This window comes from Bacillus sp. I-2 (assembly GCF_001974945.1).
Classification (GTDB): Bacteria; Bacillota; Bacilli; order Bacillales; family Bacillaceae; genus Bacillus; species Bacillus safensis.
Map to the genome: position 1 here is coordinate 156,947 of NZ_LZRW01000022.1, position 19,337 is coordinate 176,283.

The window sequence follows — 19,337 nt, forward strand, 5'->3', positions numbered from 1 at the left end:
AAAGGGCACTGCTACGAGCAAGCAGTGCCTTTCTTTTTTTCAAGAGGACAAACAAGACAATAATCGAGACTCTCCGATTTTTTCTCAAGCTTATAATACATACAGCAGGTTTTCCGGTTGGATGTTTCAAGTAAACTGTCGTCTAGGTTTAGGCTGTGCTGAAATGGATTTTGCTGAGCTCCGAATACATCACCAGATGCCTGCTTCAGGTACAGATAATCCTCCCGCATGCGCTGCTTCACCGCAGGCTCTTCCGCTTCCCGCATCATGCTTCGATAAAGAGAGTTGATTCGAACCGCTACATTTTCCCATAAAATACGATAAGAGAGTTTTGATGTGCGGTTCAGCACGTCTAAAAGAGGCGTGACACACTCCGTAAACAGCGCACGTACGACCTTCTCTCTCCACTCATGCCGATCTCCTTCTAGTGGAACAAACGAACACGCCGCCTCATCCACTTCAATTTTCCGATCCTCTCTAAATGCACAAGCTGCTGGTGGAAACTGATAGACACCGTCATACAGCGTCATCAAGTATAAAGAGGAACTGACGGTTAAGTAGGCGTACCGTTTTGAAAACATAGAAGCTGCTACCGCAAGATTCGGTGCATGCATCGCTTCCTTTTCAGCTTCTAATAAACGCATGACGGCTGCTTCTGAAAAAAGCGCAGCAAGTGTGCGATCAGATGTCATTGGTCCATTTGTGATGTGTACCCCGAAATCAAGTAATTCCCTCTCAACCCACTCTGGCCTCATATCAAAACCCCCATCTTCTGTTTATCGATTGCGCTGTTGATATAACAAATAAATAAAGAACGGTGCACCAATGGCCGCCGTAAATACACCTGCTGGAACATCTAACGGTAGAAATGCGGTTCTAGCCACAAGATCAGCCAGCATCACGAGAATACTTCCAACTAGCGCAGATGCTGGAACAAGCGCTATGAATGAACGTCCAATGATCATCCGTGCAACATGCGGCGCCATGAGTCCAACAAATTCAATGCCGCCTGCAAATGCGACTGCAACACCAGCCAATGTCACACTCATCAGGAGAAAGAATAATCGTTTCGCCTGCACTTTTACCCCGAGACCTGTTGCAAGATCATCGCCAAGTTCTTTTACATTCATCGTTCTTGCTAACACCATGACAATCGGTAAAATGATCATCACCCAAGGAAGCATCGCAGTGACGTCTTTCATCGTAGAACCATATAAGCTCCCCGTCAGCCAGATGTAAGACTTGGTCGTTGTCATCGTATCACTAAGAACAAGCGTAAACGTCACACAAGCCTTCATAATGGCAGAAATCCCAATTCCCATTAGGACAAGTGTGATCGGCTTGACCCCTTTTTTCCATGAAAGCAAATAGATCAGACACGATACCGCAAAAGCACCTGCAATCGCCCATAAGGATTGATAAGCAATAGGCACAGTGCCCATCCAAAAGACGATGAACATAATCGCACCAAACGAAGCACCACTTGTAATTCCAATGATATCAGGTGATGCCAGCGGGTTACGGATCAACCCTTGCAAAATAAGCCCTGATACCGCAAGTGCGGATCCAACTAAGACAGCCAGCAGCGTTCGTGGAATCCTCAGCGTATTTAACACAAAGGAATTCCCCTCTCCCTGACCGATTAAATGAAGCAGCACATCGACCGGCTGAATGAACCGACTTCCCATACTGAGACTGAGAATAAATAAGCCAAAGGCAATGACTGTCAATAAAAGTAAAATCAAAAACGTCCGCTTTGAAAATTGAAATGAAATGCGCCCGCCTTTAGAACGCACTGTATATGTTTTAGCCACCTGTCTTCAACCCCTTGCGCACGAGATAAACAAATAGAGGCGCTCCTGCTACCGCCGTCATGACACCAATCGGCACTTCTTGCGGCATGATCAGAAAACGAGCCGCCAGATCCGCGGCAAGTAAAAGCGACGCCCCCACAACGGCACAATACGGCAGTACCCAGCGGTGGTCAGGCCCGACGAGCTTTTTCACAATATGCGGCACAAGAAAACCAACAAAACCAATTGAACCAGCAACAGCGACGGAACCACCTGCTAAAAAGACAACGAGTACACCCATCGTGATTTTCAGCAGCAGTGTACGCTGGCCAAGTCCTTTGGCAATATCATCTCCCGACAAAAGAACATTAATAGAACGTCCAAGAAGCAACGCCACTACAGTCGCACCTAAAATATAAGGCAAAACAGGGATTAACATATCAATGCTTCTTCCAGACACTGAACCAGCCATCCAGAACAAAATGCTTTGAATCGACTGTTCATTCACGATTAAAAGACCTTGTGTAAAAGACGCAAACAGTGCAGATATTGCCGCACCTGCAAGGACTATTTTAACCGGCGTCAATCCATCTCTTCCAATGGAGCCCAATAGAAAAACGAGCATCCCTGCAATCGCTGCGCCTAGAAAGGCTGTCCACATATAGCTTGTTAACGACTCTGTTGAAAAGAAAACAATCGAAATCACGATAAAAAATAGTCCACCTGCATTAATTCCTAATAAATCGGGCGCCGCAAGCGGATTTCTTGTCAATGCCTGCATGAGTGCACCTGAAATCGCCAGGCTTGAGCCAACGACCGTTGCGATTAATGCTCTTGATAATCTGGATGTCATGACAATGACACTGTTTGGATCCGATTCATCAAATTGAAGAAAAGCATGGATGGTGGCTTTGAGGGAAATTGAGGTTTGCCCAAGGGAAATACTGAGCATAAAAAAGACCAACATCAACACAATGAATCCAGCAAAAAGCAGTGCCTTGCTTGAATCCTTTTTTAATAAACTTCTCATCTGATTCCCGCTTTCAATCTGTTATGGAAAAAAGGAGAAAATGGTATATTCACATTTTCTCCTCTGTTATGTCTTATTTATCAATTCCTAGACGATCGTAAATATCATCAAGCATCATGTTTGCAGCGATAATACCGCCGCCCATGTTCCAAGTGATTTCATCTACTTTATGCACTTGTTTCGCTTTCACTGCGTCAAGCTGCTTCCATAAAGGATGACTTGTCCACTCTTTATATGCTTTTTCAACCGCTTTATCCTTTTCATCCATAAAGTAATAGATCACATCCGCATCCATTTGCGGAATGCTCTCTTTGTCTGTAAGTGTAATGATGTCTTGCTTTTTATCTTTGACATTCTTAGGTCCTTCAAAGCCTAGCTCTGTTAAAATGGACCCTGCGAAACCAGTTTGATAGATTCTAGCATGATCTGCACGGAAGTTCACCACAGACACACTCATTGGCCAGTTCTTGATGTCTTTTTTCGCTTTTTCTTTAAAATCAGCGACGCGGTCATCCCACTTCGTCAGCAATTCTTTTGATTTGTCTTGCTTGTTTAATGCTTCACCCATTAATTTCACTGTGTCTTTAAAGGTGAACACAGTTTCAGTTGCAACAGTTGGAGCGATTTCTTTCAGCTGATCAAAAATTTGCTCGTGGCGGATTTTTGATGCAATGATCAAATCAGGCTTGAGCTTTTCAATTTCCTCTAAGTTTGGCTGTGTTTCCTGCCCAACAATTTTAACATCCTTTAAGTCATCTCTTAAATATTTATACGTAGGTGCTTCAAGCCATGATTCAACAACACCCACTGGTTTAATGCCCATAGCGACTGCTGCATCCGTTGCTCCTTGGTACAGTGTCACCACACGTTTAGGCGATCCTTTAATTTCAGTTGAACCGATAGCGCTTTCAACGGTTCTTGTTTTCTCTTTACTATCTGACTTGCCGTTACTGCTATTACTGCCGCAAGCTGCAAGTAAAACGATGGAGAGCACAACTAATAGCGACCAAAAAGATTTCTTGAACATGTACCTCACCTATCCATTCTATATGTAGTCATATCGTTTGATAACGATTCTCATTATCACACTATGATTTTATCATAGAAAAGGATGGTGTCAATGTAAAATATAAAAATAACAACTGATCATCGCCTCATCACATCATGACATATTATAGGAAAACACAATTCTTTCATCTTTTTTACCGTCTTCTATTTCTTTCTGCGATGGAGTGAAATGATTTTTTAAAGGAAGCTTTGAACTCTATGCTTATGTTGGCTAAAGTATCAGCAATAAATTAAAAAAACACCGACAAGAAATGCTGGGATGTATTTCACAGCACCTCTTTTTATCGGTGTTTCTTTAATGAGTGATACTATCTTTGTTGAAAAAGTTTCGATTCTCCTGTACGTTTCATATGCTTTTTCAGGAGTATAGTCTTTTCCTATAAGAACTTCCTATTGGGAAAAATTCTTGAAGAATGTGTGTATAGTGTAATCCTCCTTTTAATATCCTCCAGTCCTTCAAATTCAGTGCACTGCATCCACTCATTCTCATCTAACATCTTGTCAAAAATAACTAAATTCTATTTCAATGACCATGACCTTCTTCCGAAGCTATGGCGTCTTTTTTGGTTACATGGACAGTCCCAAATGGATGATTAGGAGGTGCATATATCGAATAAAGTTTTAACGGAATATTCCCTCTATTAGTTACGTTATGCCATGTTCCAGCTGGTATAAATATGGCATAATCATCATGCACATTTCTATAGAAATTTAAATTATATTTACTTTTTCCCATTTGGACAATCCCATGTCCTTGTTCAATTCTTAAGAATTGATCAAGGTCAGGATGCATTTCCAACCCTATATCTTCACCAACGCCAATACTCATTAAAGTGGTTTGCAAATGTGTTCCTGTCCATAAGGCAGTGCGATAAGTATGATTTTGCTTTGTTGCTTCATTGATATTGATGACAAATGGTTGTGTGCCATAATCTTTTAACCGTCTTTTTCCATCAACGTTAAAGTTTTCAAGCCTTCTTTCATGAGGGAAATTCCAGTAACCAGGATGCACACTATGATGATGCCTCGGGGCACTTACATAATAAGGATATTCATATGGATAAAAATAAGGATTATAGTACATTTTCAATCAATCCCTTCACCTTGATATAAAACCATCCTATGCAATGGGTAAGGAATTGTACTCTGGTTACATGAAAATCAAGATGATAAAAAGAGAGACAACCACTTCACTTATAGCGAATAAGTGCAACAAGAACAAAAAACTTGCACAGCGACATAACCTACAATGAATAAGATTTGTTGATGGTTGAAAAGGGAATAAACATGCATTTCCTCAATATGCACCAAATTATGTTGATTTTTATCGTGTGCCAGTTGATTTATTAATGCTATTCAAAAAGCCATAAAACTAGGCAGAAGCTATTGAATGGAAAACGAAAACCTCATTAATCAAGCGTTTTGAATATCCCTCTTCCCTCACTTCACTTCTTCATGCTCCTGAACCGCATGTCGCTTACTGGCGATAAAGAGTGCAACGGTCATGGCTAAAATGGTCAGCGCCCACCAGAACGTCGATACTGCCTCCTTATGATCGATGATAATCAAACGGATGACGGCTGTGATGCCAATATAAATAAAATAGCGAAGCGGAAAATGAAAATTTGATTTAAAGTACTTAATAATTAAGGCAATAAACTCAAAGTACATAAAGAAGATCAGCAGCTCACCAAGCATTTCATAATAACTGTCTTCTTTGCTGAGCAAATTCTTGTAGACGAATTGGACAATATACCAAGTTTCACTAATTAAGAGGACGCTTAAAGCAATAGCAAGAAAGAATAAACAAATATTCAGAAGGCCTTGCAAGAGATCCGGTACCTTTTGGAAGTTGTTGAATCGTTTCATTAGATTGTCTCTCCATTCCATGTTATTCATTTGCCACCTATATTTTGATGTGCCAGAAACGCAGCACGATGTAGTAAACGCCGTTCTTTTCCATCCTTTCAAACTGCCCGTGCATGCGGGACATCATTCGTTTTATGCTTCGTTCACCAAGTCCAGTGCTTTCCTGTGTGTCATTTGTCTCGTTTATCGCATTGCTGACATGGATCTCAAAGATTTCTTGGTCGGATAGAAACGTGAGATTGATATCTTTTTTCGGGTCAGCGTATTTCAGTATGTTCGACATCAGATTATCAAACACTCGGCCAAGCTCCTCGACATTCACATTGATATAACTGTCTGGCAGCTCTCCTAAAAGATGAACCTTAAATGTCTCTTGATGCAAGATCGCCACCTGATCTGATAAGAGATCGTAAATGACCTCTTTGACTGCAACTGTCTCAAGCTCAGGTTCATGTTCTTTATCAAGTAGAAAATAGGCGAACAGATTATCAGATAGATTTTTCAATTGCAGTGCTTTTTCATAAGCACTCGCTATATATTGGTCTTTACGGGTATCCGCTCCAGCCTCCTCTTTTTTCGCAAACTCCAGATTCATCATCAGCGACGTCAGCGGTGTCCTCATATCATGGGACATTTCGGTGACCAAGCTGCGGCTCTCTTCTTGCAACTCGTCGATGGCTTGAAGCTTGTCCAAAAAAGCTTTACGAAGGTCCTCAATACTTTTGGCAATCATCGCTAATTCGTCATGCCCTTTCACCGTCATCTCATAGTCCAGCTCGCCGCCTTCAAGAATATGAATGTCTTGGTGAATCGTTTGCAGGTAGCGTAAACTTTTGCGAATACCGAGAAGAACAATGAGGAGAAAAATAAGCGTTGCTCCGAGCAGCTCGAGTGTAAAGGCAAGATCGTGGTAGCGAGATGAATAGAACCCGTCCACCATGACGCGGCCTTTACCGTCGCTAAACTGAACCGGATACGAATGTTGCTCAGCGTACTGGGTCATCCTTTCTTTTCCGTACGCCGATTCATCGGCAGCGGAATAAATAGAGTCATATTGCAGCACTTGATCCTTGAAGATGGTCAAATTAATGTAATTCTCTTTTTTCACCCACTCACCAAACGCTTTTCGATCCGTTGAAGACAGCTTATTCTCAGACACGTAGCGGCTGAATTTTTGAATGTACTTGGCTGACTCCTGATCGTAATACTCATCCGAACTCAAATATCCATCGATCAAATCATTGGTGATCTTTTGCAGCGTCAAAAAGACAATACCACTCACAATTGCAGCCGCCAAAATCAGCAGTGCAAGCTTTTTGGCCAGTGTATATTTACGATGTGGATGTGCCAAATCGATATCCTCTTCCCCATTCAGTTTTGATATATACAGGACGTGCAGGATCATCTTCAATTTTGGCACGCAGCTTTCGAATATGCACCATCACCGTATTGTTGGAACAATAGAAATAAGGCTGTCCCCACACGCTTTCATAAATATTTTGAGCTGAAAAGATTTTGTTTCGCCTGCTCATGAGCAGTTTTAACATCCGATATTCTAGATCAGACAGCTTAATTTGCTGGTTTTCTTTCCATACTTCATTAAATTCTTCACTTACCCTCAGTTTGCCACCAACAAGAAAGGTCTCTTCCTGTTCCTTCTTTTCCTGATAGACGGTATACCTGCGTAATTGCGCAATGACTCTAGCATGAAGTTCCTCTTGTGAAAAAGGTTTTGTCATATAATCATCCCCGCCGGCAAGTAAGCCTTCGGTTTTATCGAATGTACTTGATTTGGCTGTTAGAAATAGAATCGGGACATTAGAAGAGGCTCTTATCTGCTGGCACGTTTCAATGCCTGAGAGCCCCGGCATCATCACATCTAAAATCACCAAATCGAGCGAATCCTCCACAAGCTTCAATGCTTGCTCGCCATTCATCGCTCTTAGCACCTCATATCCTCCACGTGAAAGGGATTCCTGCAGAAGGTCACCAATATCCTGATCATCTTCTACGACTAATATTCGATGGGCCATGTCTCTCACCTCATGTAATGTGTTGCTCTTTCTTTTATGTCTTTACTATATATCATCTAGCTATGTGAAAAGATACAGCATAAACCTTAACAGTTTATGAATTTGACCATCTGCCATCAATTTGTCACATTTATTTTCAAAAAATTGGATCTTCATAAATTGTTAAGAATTGGGCCGTATATTGATTCATTGTAAGGATCAATGAATTGATCCGAATGACATTTATCATACAAGAAAAGGAGCATGGATATGAATGTAAACAAAGTAGCACACGGACAACCGATGAGTCTGCGGGAACGGGTTCATTTCTTGGACATCGTACGAGGGTTTGCCTTAATGGGGATTATTCTAGTCAATTACTTTTTGATCGTGGATTCGGCCAAGGGATTTGACATGCTGTCAAATGATGTTTTTCACAATGTGGTGAATTGGTTTGCCTCGGGGAAATTTATTACACTGTTTTCCTTTCTATTCGGGGTTGGTTTTATGATTTTTATGGACCGAGCTGCTCAGAAGGTGGACAGTCCGAACAAACTGTTTGCCCGCAGATTAACCATTCTCTTAGGATTTGGCCTTCTGCATTTGACCTTCGTTTGGATTGGTGACATTTTGGCCTATTATGCAGTCGCTGGCTTTTTATTGCTTTTCTTTTACAAACGCACAGCCAAAACCATCCTATACTGGCTCATCACACTCTTTGTGATTCAATTGCTCACACCTATTTTCACGATGCTGTTCAATACCGTCAGTTCAGGATCATCAGGCAAGCCGGACTTTGCTGATTTCGAGCTGACCAGCCACAACAGTCTGACTTATTTAGCATCTATTGGTGATCGGTGGACAGATATGGTCACAATGGCTTCCAGTTCATTTTCCACCGTCTATTCTATGTTCTTCATGTTTTTACTTGGTGTGTATTTTGTGAAAATGAAGTTTTTCAAAAACATGGAGGCGAAAAAAGCGATATGGAATCGCATTTGGGTCATTTTCACAATCGCATTTCTGATGACACAGAGCAGCACGATCATAGCAGCGGTTAATCCTTTTGAAAATACGCTCTGGACGAACATAGCCTCTGCCCTTGAGCAAAACGGCGGATTAACAGGCAGTATGTTCTATATGAGTACACTTGCGATGCTGTTTCTTCATGTCCCTCAGCTGCGAGGTGCTTTGATGGTCTTTACCAAAGTCGGACGCATGTCACTGACCTGCTATTTGCTTCACTCCATCATTGGCACAACGCTATTTCTGAAATACGGAGCCGGACTTGCCGATCATCTTCAGCCCGCTGGCACGTTTATGATTGGACTCGGGGTTTATGTCTTCCTCGTGCTCTTTAGTACATTATGGTTAAAGCGGTTTAAATATGGCCCGATGGAGTTTATCTGGCGTCAGCTGACATATGGGAAGGTTGATGATCAACCGAAAACAAATACAATGGATGTGGCGAAGTAACTGAAATAATAGTAGTTAAAAAGAGTGGGAAAAGGCGAACTTTAGTGGTTCGCCTTTTCTGTAGTATATTAATTTTTTTTGATTCAATACTTGTCAATCACTTCTCGTAATTGATTCAAATAACTTTCTTTCAATTCATCTGGGTATTCAATTTTCACATGTTTCCCAAATGACATCAAATAGTGAGTCATATACGATAATTCTTCTTGGTTGTATCCACCGACAATATAAGGGATTTGATCAATGATCTCCAATCTCATATTTGGGTAATGATGCTTTAAAAACTTTTCTTTTCCTTGTTCCGTTAATCGACATTTAAATGAGATATCATGATAAGTTTTTTCGTACTCGAGCTGCAGTTCTTTTAATTCATCCTTCGTAAATGTGTCTCTCATTTCTTCTTCAATCATCATGTCCTTCATAAAGTCACATCTATAGATGCCCCACTTTTTATCTTGAACATCATAGGCTTGAGAAAACCAAATGCCATTTCGATAAAACAACTCAAGAAATTGCAGCCTGATCCATTTATTTTCATATTGAGTGTACGTCATCTTCACGATTTGATCTTCCATAATCGCCTGTAAAATCAATTCCAAATGATTTTGTTCACTAACTGGTGCGACATTATAGTAATGAATCACATCCAAAGTCTCCGTAATCATTTGCTTTCTCTCTTCAGACATTGTGGCAAACAACTTTTGCCGAATTTGTGAGTAGGATTTTTTAAATGGTGTTGCTGACAGCAGGTCTAGCGCTTTAAGAGCGAAAAAAATAGCTTGGACTTCTTCTATATTGAAATAAATAGGAACCAATGGAGATTGATTCACCAGTCGATATCCTCCGTGTCTGCCAGGTTCAACATAAAAAGCTAAGCCCATTGACTCTAGCTCTTCTATATCTCTTAAAGCCGTCCTTTTAGAAATGCCAAATTCGGACTGTAAGTCCTTTAACTGAAAAGAGTGTTTATCGCTTAAAAAAATAAGTTCTTGGTTTAAACGTTCTGATTTTTTCATTTGTTTTCCCTCTTAAAAAGGTGCCTTCTTTTGTCACCTTTATCATTTATACTCAGCTTATCAAAAGAAAAGGAACATGTACATGCAAACATTAATCATTAACGCTCACCCAGATTTCACTCATCGAGAAAGTTATTCAAACAAACTGCAAACACTATTTTTAAAACAGTTTAAAGAAAGGTTTCCTCATGAGGAACCAACCATTTTACATTTATATGGAACTGAAATTCCTCGTATCGAAAAAGAACAGCTGCTAGGAATTTGGGATAAGCAAGCATCCAAACAAGCATTAACGGCTGCCGAAGAAAAAATCGCCGCTGCTTCATCTGCTTTATTGGCTCAATTCAAAGCACATCATCGAATTGTGATCGTGTCACCTGTTCATAATTTCAATGTAACTTCACGAATGAAAGATTATATAGATAATATCTTTATTGCGAGAGAAACGTTCAAATATACAGAAAATGGTTCTGTTGGTCTGATGACTGACGATTATCGTGTACTTTTACTTCAAGCAAGCGGCTCAATTTTCACAAATAACGATCGATATACACCTCTGGAATTTTCACATCATTACCTAAAAGAAATATTTCAAAACTTGATGGGGTTTCATCAATTTCATATTGTCCGAGCACAAGGAACAGCGATTTTAGAGCAAGATGCGATCTTACAATCTGCATCTGATGATATGACGAAAACCTTAGATCAGTTTTATGCACCTCATTAACCTCTATTTAATCAAAAAGACCCAAAACGAAAAATCGTGCTTTTTTATTAAAAATCACCTTTTTCGTTTTAGGGTGCTATAAAATCTTTCAGTTGGTGTGCATCGGTGGGATCACAAGCACTGCGATTTCATTTCAATTACGACATACTTTATTTATCCCACATTCTCAACTGCTAGTAAGACTATTTTTTATAATTAATGCTGCCGTTTCACTAGGATGGCTAAGAGGAAAATGATGGCCATATGGAACAACATCAACCTGACCAAGATGCAACGGAGCAGAATAGCCTTTGTCATACTCCCCCCAGATAATATGAGGATGATCCTTTGTTAATTCATTGAATTCACCTTGATCGGTGTTCAGTAGTAAATGATTAAGCTGAACCGTCGTATTTAAAATTCTAGGAGACGTAAAACTGTTTCTGATTTTTTCAATATAATGTTCAGGGATGCTCTCCGTCCTTTCAAACAAACCATTACTTAATAAATAACGCTCTATCATTTTAGGAGTTGCTAATTTTAAAGACCATTTGTTCATCCATTGAGGAACATTTAGCGATTTAGCATTTTTTTTGGCAACTGGCGGCTGAAGTAAAGTGATTGAATACTTCTTATCTATGTACCCTTGTCCCAATGCTTTCAATAGAATAAACGCACCGAATGAATGGCCAATTAGATGTGCACCATTAGCCGCTTTCTCCAATACCTTTTTCACTACATTCAAATAGATATCTAGAAGGTGTTTCTCTCGTTTAAATGGAGAACGTCCCAAACCTGGAAGATCCAAGATCCATACAGGCTGACCCGTTTTTTCATGAAGCCCTTGTGCTAAAAGAAATAAATCCTCTCCATCACTCAATAAACCATGTAATAAAATAAATGGCTTCCCCTCTCCTTGTAATTGGTAAAGGGTATTGTTATCGCATAATGTTCGCTCAAATACATGATGATGCTCACCATGTTGATCCATCATGCGATAATCCAGATCAGCTACTACAGCAGGAAAAAAGTTCATGACACTCGTCTTCTTAAACCAATCCCCTCCCATTATGTTTTTCACTGAAACATTTGAAAATGTTCGTTTTGTCATAAAATTGAGGCCATCAGAAGGAATGTTTGTTATTTTACTTACTCCACTTTTCATTATTGTTTTCATAAGCGGCATTGGGACAGAGATTTTTGGTGCTCTCATATTCATACTTTCCGACATCACACTTAATAATTCAGCAATGTTCTGATCATACTCTTTGTCTTCAACAAGTGTATATGTTTGAATAGCCGGCTGCTCCATCCTGAAAACCTGCACAATAAACTTCGCAAACTCATCGTTTGAAATCAGTGGCAGCCTATATCCTTTACCTCCAGGAATCACTGGCATAAGCCCTCTTCGCATACTTGTTACAAGCAAACCTAATCCTGCTATCTGTTCTGTACTCCCTGTTTTACTACTGCCGACCACAGTTGGCGGATTAATGACAGACAGCGGATAACCTACAGCTGATGCTTGTTGACGGATATAAAGATCTGCTAAAAATTTTGTTCTTTCATAAGGATTCTTTATTTTCAGGTAATCATTTCCTTCTTTAAACACATCAATTGCAATCTTGCTATTTTGATCATCAAAGGGGCTCATATAACCGACAACATGAATAAATTGATGCAAGCCCTTCAATTGATGAATACTTTTAGCTAATTCACCAATATGTTTGGCACCATTTAAAAAGACGGAAGCTGCCTCGTTACTTGTCGCTTGAATATCCATAGGGCCTCCTGCGTGAATCATCACATCCGTCTTCAATACCCTCTCTTTATCTTCAGGACTTAGACCTAAATCTATTTTCGTCAAATCACCTTCAACAAAGTGCATCACTGAATCTTTTAAAATACCTCTTTCTTGAAAAATGCGTGTCGCTTTACTTTTCGACCTCACTAAAAGAAGAATGTTCACATCCTCTTTGGCTAATTCTTTCACTAATTGCTTTCCAATAAAGCCTGTTCCACCTGTTAAAAATACTGTTTTCATATGAAATCTCCTTTTTAGTACTAAACAGTACTAATTTGATGTAAAAAAAATGCTTCTTTATCGAAGCAAGTTAAATAAATGATCTACTGTTTTTGTGATGACAGTGGCATCCTTCAATGTTTCTGAAATAAATAACGCTCCTTCAAGATTTGTAATAAAAAGTGATGCCACCTCATCAATCTGAATCGTATCTCTGAATTCCCCGTTCTCTACACCTTGTTTCAGTAATAGAGAAACTTTCTTTTGTAATCCTGTAAAAAATAAACCTATTTTTTCTTTTATTTGTGTGGCCTGTGCAGGACTTTGAATATAAAGAGTAATAAATGGACAGCCTCCCTTATACTCTCTCGACTGAACGCCTTGTGATAATTGCTTTAAAAACATTTGGACACGCTCTTCAACCAAAAATTGATTCTGAGACATTACGTCATCAATTGCAGATTGATACATGTCAATCCAATAATCAACGACCCCTTCTAATAATTCCTCCTTATTAGAAAAGTGATAATACACATTCGACTTTGATACTTTGCTTACACGTACCAATTCATCCATACTTGTATAAGCAAACCCTTTTTCTAAAAACAATGTTGCAGCTACTTCAAGTACACGTTTTTGATTCATTAATTTTGCCTTTGTCATAATTAGAACTATACAGTACTAATTTGAATGTTGCAAGTATTTATGTTCGTTTAGAGAAAAGTTTGATTAAAAAAGTTCACTAACATTGATTTTACTGCAAAAAAATCCTTATCTTTAGAAGAAATGATTATTAGAAACAATTTTAATAAAGGGTAATGTTATTTTTCAAGAGGTTTTGAACGTAATGATAGAGAAAATAGAGAAACTCGAAGCACTACACAAGAAATATAGACTGTATGACGAATAAACAAAAAAGGACCAGGTTCTCACTTTCATGAGTGCCTGGTTATTTATTTTGATGACTATTCAACAATACCTATACCTGTGTCTACGAGGTTTAATTGGTATATATACCTATTAAAAACTAATAATTGGTTTGATAACCAAAAATATCTATGTTATCATAACGTTTCAATATATTTCTAAATATAGGAGGTTTTTCTTTATGAAAAAATTATTACTCGTCCCCATTATTTCCCTAGGATTATTTAGTGGAATAACTGATGATGTATCTGCTACTGAAACAAAAAACTACAATCAAAATCAAAATATTTCTACTATCATGAATACATCTAGCAGTATTCATGATAAAGCCTTTGAACTAAAAAATGGAGGTATAGGTAATTCTTATACCAACAAGTATAACCCCATTAAATATTATAAATTTTATTTTGATGGTTATGAAGGCGTCAGTGTAATATTTGATAGTAAGGGATCTCATAAAATAAGTATCTTAAACGGAAATTTTTTTGAAGTTGGAACAGACATTGCATTTTTTCCGGATATAACTTCAGGTTGGAATTATATTGAAGTAGTAGATACAAGACCTAGCCTTGGTGCATCATACTTTGATTTAAAAATACAATGGAATTAATTTGTTAGTACATATTTAGAAAAAAATACTTTTAAATGTTTATTTAAATGTGAGAATATAAGACCCAGACGGCAATTACGCTATCCAGGTCTTATTTTATTTATTATGTCTTTGTTGAATTGCAAGATACAATTCTACTTTGTTGAAAAACAGATTAGATGAGATACCAGCAATAAAGTAATTTTAACAACCTTAAAGAACACATCATCCTCTTATCACATGTTTAAATGATGCAGTATTAAAAGAACTTAAAAAATTTAAGGTAAAACAGAATGAAATGAGAGTACTGAGAAAATAGAAGAAGACGAACTAAAAAGTTCGCCTCCAATCAAAAGATAAAATCTATATCGGCACGGCCGATTTTTATTATTCTTTCATAACCTTTAAAATCCTTTTAAATGAGGCGTTTCAGGTGTATTACCCGATACTGCCTTCCATTTCAAACTTAATCAAACGGTTCATTTCAACTGCGTATTCCATTGGCAGTTCTTTTGTGAATGGCTCGATGAAGCCCATGACGATCATTTCTGTTGCTTCTTCTTCAGAAATTCCGCGGCTCATCAAGTAGAACAGCTGTTCTTCTGATACTTTTGATACTTTTGCTTCGTGCTCTAATGAAATGTTGTCGTTTAAGATTTCATTGTAAGGGATCGTATCAGATGTTGATTTGTTATCCATGATGAGTGTATCACACTCGATGTTTGAGCGTGCACCCTCTGCTTTGCGTCCGAAGTGAACGATTCCGCGGTATGTGACTTTACCGCCTTGTTTCGAAATCGATTTCGATACGATCGTTGAAGATGTGTTTGGTGCAAGGTGAATCATTTTCGCACCTGCATCTTGGTGCTGACCTTTACCTGCTAGGGCAATACTTAATGTCATACCACGAGCGCCTTCACCTTTTAGGATGACCGCTGGGTATTTCATTGTCAGCTTAGAACCGATGTTTCCATCAATCCATTCCATTGTTGCATTCTCTTCACATACTGTACGTTTTGTCACAAGGTTGAAGACGTTGTTTGCCCAGTTTTGAATCGTTGTATAACGGCAGTAGCCGCCTTTTTTGACGATGATTTCAACAACCGCACTGTGAAGTGAGTTTGTTGTGTAAACTGGTGCTGTACAGCCTTCTACGTAATGCACATGTGCGCCTTCGTCAACGATGATCAGTGTACGCTCGAACTGACCCATGTTTTCAGAGTTGATACGGAAGTATGCTTGAAGTGGAGTATCTACTTTTACGCCTTTTGGTACGTAGATAAATGAACCACCAGACCATACAGCCGAGTTAAGCGCAGCAAATTTGTTGTCAGTCGGAGGAATGACTTTTGCCCAGTGCTCACGGAAGATGTCTTCGTTCTCTTTTAATGCGCTGTCTGTATCTTTAAACACAATTCCTAGATCTTCAAGATCTTGCTTCATGTTGTGATACACAACTTCAGATTCATACTGAGCAGATACACCTGCTAAATATTTTTGCTCTGCTTCTGGGATACCAAGCTTATCAAAGGTTTGTTTGATTTCTTCTGGTACTTCATCCCAAGAACGCTCAGAGCGCTCTGATGGCTTTACGTAGTACGTAATTTCATCAAAGTTTAATGCATTTAAATCTCCGCCCCATTGTGGCATCGGCATGTTGTAAAAGTGCTCAAGAGATTTCAAACGGAAGTCGAGCATCCACTGAGGCTCTTCTTTCATACGAGAAATTTCTTCAACGATCTCTTTTGTCAGTCCGCGCTCTGAACGGAAAATGGAAACGTCTTTATCAGAAAAGCCGTATTTATATTCACCAACATCTGGCATTTTTTTAGCCATCCATTTTCACTCCAATCTTATGATTTGCCGTTATCTTCGGCAGATGCGCCTTTTTCAAGCGCCTTCCAGGATAATGTTGCACATTTGATGCGGGCAGGGAATTTTGCTACTCCCTGCAGCGCTTCAATGTCACCAAGATCAATGGAATCGTCGTATTCTTTTCCTAGCATCATATCGGAGAAAATCTGAGACATTTTCAAAGCTGTTTCAATATCTTTCCCTTTAATCGCCTGCGTCATCATGGAGGCAGATGCCATCGAAATCGAGCATCCTTCTCCTTCAAATTTCGCATCGGTGACTTTTTCGTCTTCGATTTTCATCGTAAGACGAATACGGTCACCACACGTTGGGTTGTTCATATCGACGACAATGCTGTCGTTTAAGACACCTTTGTTTCTCGGATTTTTATAATGATCCATAATCACTTGTCTGTACAGTGTGTCTAAGTTTACATTAAAAGACATTCGTAAAATACTCCTTTGTCTTACGGAGCGCTGCAATGAGTAGATCAATCTCTTCTTCTGTATTATACAGATAGAAGCTTGCTCTTGCAGTTGCTGATACACCAAGCCATTTCATGAGCGGCTGTGCACAGTGGTGTCCAGCACGAATGGCGACACCTTCCGTATCCAGAACAGTTGACGCATCATGCGGATGGACGTCGTCTAAGTTAAACGTCACAAGCCCAGCTCGGTGCTGCGGTCCATAAACAGTCGCACCGTCAAGCTCTTTAAAGCGCTCAAGCGCGTAAGTCGCAAGCTGATGCTCGTAACGGCTGACTTCCTCCATACCGATGTCATTTAAGAAGTCAATTGCTTTTCCTAGTCCAACTGCTCCAGCAATAATCGGTGTTCCCGCTTCAAATTTCCACGGCAGCTCTTTCCATGTGGAATCATACAGATCCACAAAGTCGATCATTTCACCGCCAAACTCAGCAGGCTCCATATTATTCAAAAGGTCCTTCTTCCCGTAAAGCACACCGATGCCAGTCGGTCCACACATTTTATGCCCAGAGAATGCGAAAAAGTCACAATCTAGATCCTGAACATCAATTTGCATGTGCGGGGTGCTTTGCGCACCGTCGACGACAATGATTGCCCCATGATCGTGGGCAATTTTGGCGATTTCTTTAATCGGGTTAATGGTTCCTAATACGTTTGAGACATGTGTGACAGCGACGATTTTCGTTTGATGTGTGATCGTTTGCTTCACATCTTCAAGCGATAGCGTGCCGTCTTCCTGTAACGGAATGTATTTCAATGTGGCGCCAGTTGCTTTTGCTGCTTGCTGCCAAGGGATGATATTCGCATGATGCTCCATATGCGTAATGACAATTTCATCGCCTTCTTTGAGGTTGGCTCTAGCATAGCTGATCGCCACTGTGTTTAGTGCAGTCGTTGTACCTCTAGTAAAAATAATCTCCTGGACAGATGAAGCACGGATGAATGCACGAACTTTCTCTCTCGCACCCTCGTATGCGTCCGTTGCTCTTGTGCCAAGGGTATGAACACCCCTGTGGACGTTCGAGTTGTAAGACCGGTAATACTCATTCATTGCATCAATGACCACTCTTGGTTTTTGAGAAGTCGCTGCACTGTCCAAATACACCAAATCATGTCCGTTCACTTGCTGATGAAGGATTGGAAATTGCTCACGAACGTCTTTGATATTCATTATTTTACTTTCCTTTCAATCACAGAAATCAGCTGCTTTTTAACTCCTTCAATCGGCAGTTCTTTCACAACTGGATTTAAGAAGCCATAAATCACAAGTCTTTCTGCATCTTCTTTGGAAATCCCGCGGCTCATGAGGTAGTACAATTGAATTGGATCAACACGTCCAACAGAAGCGGCGTGCCCTGCTGTCACATCATCTTCATCAATTAAAAGAATTGGGTTTGCGTCACCGCGTGCTTTCTCACTCAGCATGAGGACACGTGATTCCTGCTCTGCATTTGACTTTGTTGCGCCATGCTCGATTTTGCCAATTCCGTTAAAGATAGAGGATGCTTGATCCTTCATCACACCATGCTTCAAGATATACCCTTCAGAGTTTTTACCGAAGTGGATGATGCTTGTTGTGAAGTTTTCTGTTTGGTTTCCTCGGCCGACAACAACTGATTTCGTATCACCGAATGTACCGTCACCCATCAGTTTTGTGATGTTTTCAGATACGACGTCTCCATCATTCATCAGGCCAAGTGCCCATTCGATTTTACTGTCACGGCCATTTGCCATACCGCGTCTGTTTACATATACTGTGACTCCTTCTGCAAGGTTATCTACAGCACCGTATGTGACGCGGGCGTTTGCGCCTGTGAACACTTCAGAAACGATATTGAAGATCGCTTCTTCCGGTTTTGCCGTACTGATGTAGTTTTCTACATAAGTCACAGCACTATGATCGTCTGCTACGACGATGACATGGTTGAACAAAGTCGTTTCATCATTTTCATGAAGATAAACAGCTTGAATTGGTGCTTCAAGCTCAACGTTTTTCGGAACATAGAGGAAAGCTCCTCCATTCACTAAAGCAGCATGTAAAGCTGTTAGTTTATGCTCATCCACTTTCACTGCATCTGTCATGAAGTATTGTTTCACTAAATCTCCATGCTCACGGATCGCTGTATGAAGATCAGTGAAGATCACACCTTTGTCTTTCGCTTCAGCTGAAAGAGACAAATAGGCCGGCGTTTGATCACGCTGAATGTAAACTGTCTTATCTGTGTCCTCTAAATCAATAAGAGATTTCACTTCTTCTGGAAGCTCTTCTAATGACCCAAATGGCGCACTTTCGACTGTATGCTGTTTGAAATTCGTTAAATTCCATTTTGAAATATTCGTTTTGTCAGGCTTTGGCATTGGGAGGTCTTCTGCTTTTTCAAGAGCCTGTAAGCGAAGGGAGCTCATCCATGCCGGTTCCTGATGCTTCTCGGAGAAGCTTTTGACATAATCTTGATCTACTGATAATTTCGTTTCTAATGTCATCAATA

General features: G+C 39.9%; 18 protein-coding genes. 3 read left to right on the forward strand and 15 right to left on the reverse strand.

Annotated features, from left to right (window positions below; genetic code table 11):
• Positions 1-11 precede the first annotated feature (11 nt).
• The 8 genes from BAE31_RS07140 to BAE31_RS07175 all read right to left on the reverse strand — a co-directional run bounded on the left by BAE31_RS07140 (position 12) and on the right by BAE31_RS07175 (position 7,793).
• Positions 12-755, reverse strand: a complete 744-nt coding sequence (locus BAE31_RS07140; RefSeq protein ID WP_076839959.1) for an IucA/IucC family C-terminal-domain containing protein — start codon at positions 753-755, stop codon at positions 12-14.
• A 21-nt stretch (positions 756-776) separates the two neighbouring features.
• Positions 777-1,814, reverse strand: coding sequence for a FecCD family ABC transporter permease (locus BAE31_RS07145; RefSeq protein WP_041107690.1), 1,038 nt, complete (start codon positions 1,812-1,814; stop codon positions 777-779).
• The gene (locus BAE31_RS07150; RefSeq protein WP_041107692.1) at positions 1,807-2,823 is read right to left on the reverse strand and encodes a FecCD family ABC transporter permease; all 1,017 of its coding nucleotides are present in this window, start codon (positions 2,821-2,823) and stop codon (positions 1,807-1,809) included. The genes BAE31_RS07145 and BAE31_RS07150 overlap by 8 nt, the downstream gene beginning before the upstream one ends.
• A gap of 73 nt (positions 2,824-2,896) precedes the next feature.
• A complete protein-coding gene (locus BAE31_RS07155; RefSeq protein ID WP_076839961.1) occupies positions 2,897-3,850 on the reverse strand; it encodes an ABC transporter substrate-binding protein in 954 nt (317 codons plus the stop codon).
• 564 nt (positions 3,851-4,414) lie between these two features.
• Positions 4,415-4,975: a cupin domain-containing protein gene (locus tag BAE31_RS07160; protein WP_076840241.1), complete on the reverse strand. Its 561-nt coding sequence runs from the start codon at positions 4,973-4,975 to the stop codon at positions 4,415-4,417.
• Positions 4,976-5,331: 356 nt separating this feature from the next.
• Positions 5,332-5,760 (reverse strand): phosphate-starvation-inducible protein PsiE, encoded by a 429-nt coding sequence (psiE, locus tag BAE31_RS07165; RefSeq protein ID WP_024423385.1) that lies wholly within the window; start codon positions 5,758-5,760, stop codon positions 5,332-5,334.
• 37 nt (positions 5,761-5,797) lie between these two features.
• The gene (locus BAE31_RS07170) at positions 5,798-7,111 is read right to left on the reverse strand and encodes a HAMP domain-containing sensor histidine kinase (RefSeq protein ID WP_076839963.1); all 1,314 of its coding nucleotides are present in this window, start codon (positions 7,109-7,111) and stop codon (positions 5,798-5,800) included.
• Positions 7,092-7,793, reverse strand: coding sequence for a response regulator transcription factor (locus tag BAE31_RS07175; RefSeq protein ID WP_076839965.1), 702 nt, complete (start codon positions 7,791-7,793; stop codon positions 7,092-7,094). Before BAE31_RS07175 ends, BAE31_RS07170 begins: the two co-directional genes overlap by 20 nt.
• Before the next feature lie 249 nt (positions 7,794-8,042).
• On the opposite strand from BAE31_RS07175, the gene BAE31_RS07180 reads away from it, so the two are divergent.
• Positions 8,043-9,248, forward strand: a complete 1,206-nt coding sequence (locus BAE31_RS07180) for a DUF418 domain-containing protein (RefSeq protein ID WP_076839967.1) — start codon at positions 8,043-8,045, stop codon at positions 9,246-9,248.
• An 83-nt stretch (positions 9,249-9,331) separates the two neighbouring features.
• On the opposite strand, the gene BAE31_RS07185 is transcribed toward BAE31_RS07180, so the two are convergent.
• Positions 9,332-10,264 carry a helix-turn-helix transcriptional regulator gene (locus BAE31_RS07185; RefSeq protein ID WP_076839969.1) on the reverse strand — a complete coding sequence of 311 codons (933 nt, stop codon included), beginning with the start codon at positions 10,262-10,264 and terminating at the stop codon, positions 9,332-9,334.
• Between the two features lie 82 nt (positions 10,265-10,346).
• Between BAE31_RS07185 and BAE31_RS07190 the strand changes: the two genes are divergently transcribed.
• A complete protein-coding gene (locus BAE31_RS07190; RefSeq protein ID WP_041107704.1) occupies positions 10,347-10,991 on the forward strand; it encodes an FMN-dependent NADH-azoreductase in 645 nt (214 codons plus the stop codon).
• A 166-nt stretch (positions 10,992-11,157) separates the two neighbouring features.
• On the opposite strand, the gene BAE31_RS07195 is transcribed toward BAE31_RS07190, so the two are convergent.
• Positions 11,158-13,014 carry an alpha/beta fold hydrolase gene (locus tag BAE31_RS07195; RefSeq protein WP_076839970.1) on the reverse strand — a complete coding sequence of 619 codons (1,857 nt, stop codon included), beginning with the start codon at positions 13,012-13,014 and terminating at the stop codon, positions 11,158-11,160.
• Between the two features lie 57 nt (positions 13,015-13,071).
• A complete protein-coding gene (locus BAE31_RS07200; protein ID WP_076839972.1) occupies positions 13,072-13,638 on the reverse strand; it encodes a TetR/AcrR family transcriptional regulator in 567 nt (188 codons plus the stop codon).
• Positions 13,639-14,101: 463 nt separating this feature from the next.
• Between BAE31_RS07200 and BAE31_RS07205 the strand changes: the two genes are divergently transcribed.
• Positions 14,102-14,530, forward strand: a complete 429-nt coding sequence (locus BAE31_RS07205) for a hypothetical protein (protein WP_076839973.1) — start codon at positions 14,102-14,104, stop codon at positions 14,528-14,530.
• A 417-nt stretch (positions 14,531-14,947) separates the two neighbouring features.
• Here BAE31_RS07205 and sufB read toward each other — a convergent pair whose 3' ends face one another.
• Genes sufB through sufD form a run of 4 tightly spaced genes read right to left on the reverse strand, consistent with a single transcriptional unit; the run spans position 14,948 to position 19,332 of the window.
• The gene (gene sufB / locus BAE31_RS07210; RefSeq protein WP_007500362.1) at positions 14,948-16,345 is read right to left on the reverse strand and encodes a Fe-S cluster assembly protein SufB; all 1,398 of its coding nucleotides are present in this window, start codon (positions 16,343-16,345) and stop codon (positions 14,948-14,950) included.
• A gap of 17 nt (positions 16,346-16,362) precedes the next feature.
• Positions 16,363-16,809, reverse strand: coding sequence for a Fe-S cluster assembly sulfur transfer protein SufU (sufU, locus tag BAE31_RS07215; RefSeq protein ID WP_012011181.1), 447 nt, complete (start codon positions 16,807-16,809; stop codon positions 16,363-16,365).
• Positions 16,799-18,019 (reverse strand): cysteine desulfurase, encoded by a 1,221-nt coding sequence (locus tag BAE31_RS07220; RefSeq protein WP_041107713.1) that lies wholly within the window; start codon positions 18,017-18,019, stop codon positions 16,799-16,801. Before BAE31_RS07220 ends, sufU begins: the two co-directional genes overlap by 11 nt.
• Positions 18,019-19,332 carry a Fe-S cluster assembly protein SufD gene (sufD, locus tag BAE31_RS07225; RefSeq protein ID WP_024423399.1) on the reverse strand — a complete coding sequence of 438 codons (1,314 nt, stop codon included), beginning with the start codon at positions 19,330-19,332 and terminating at the stop codon, positions 18,019-18,021. Before sufD ends, BAE31_RS07220 begins: the two co-directional genes overlap by 1 nt.
• Positions 19,333-19,337: the final 5 nt, after the last annotated feature.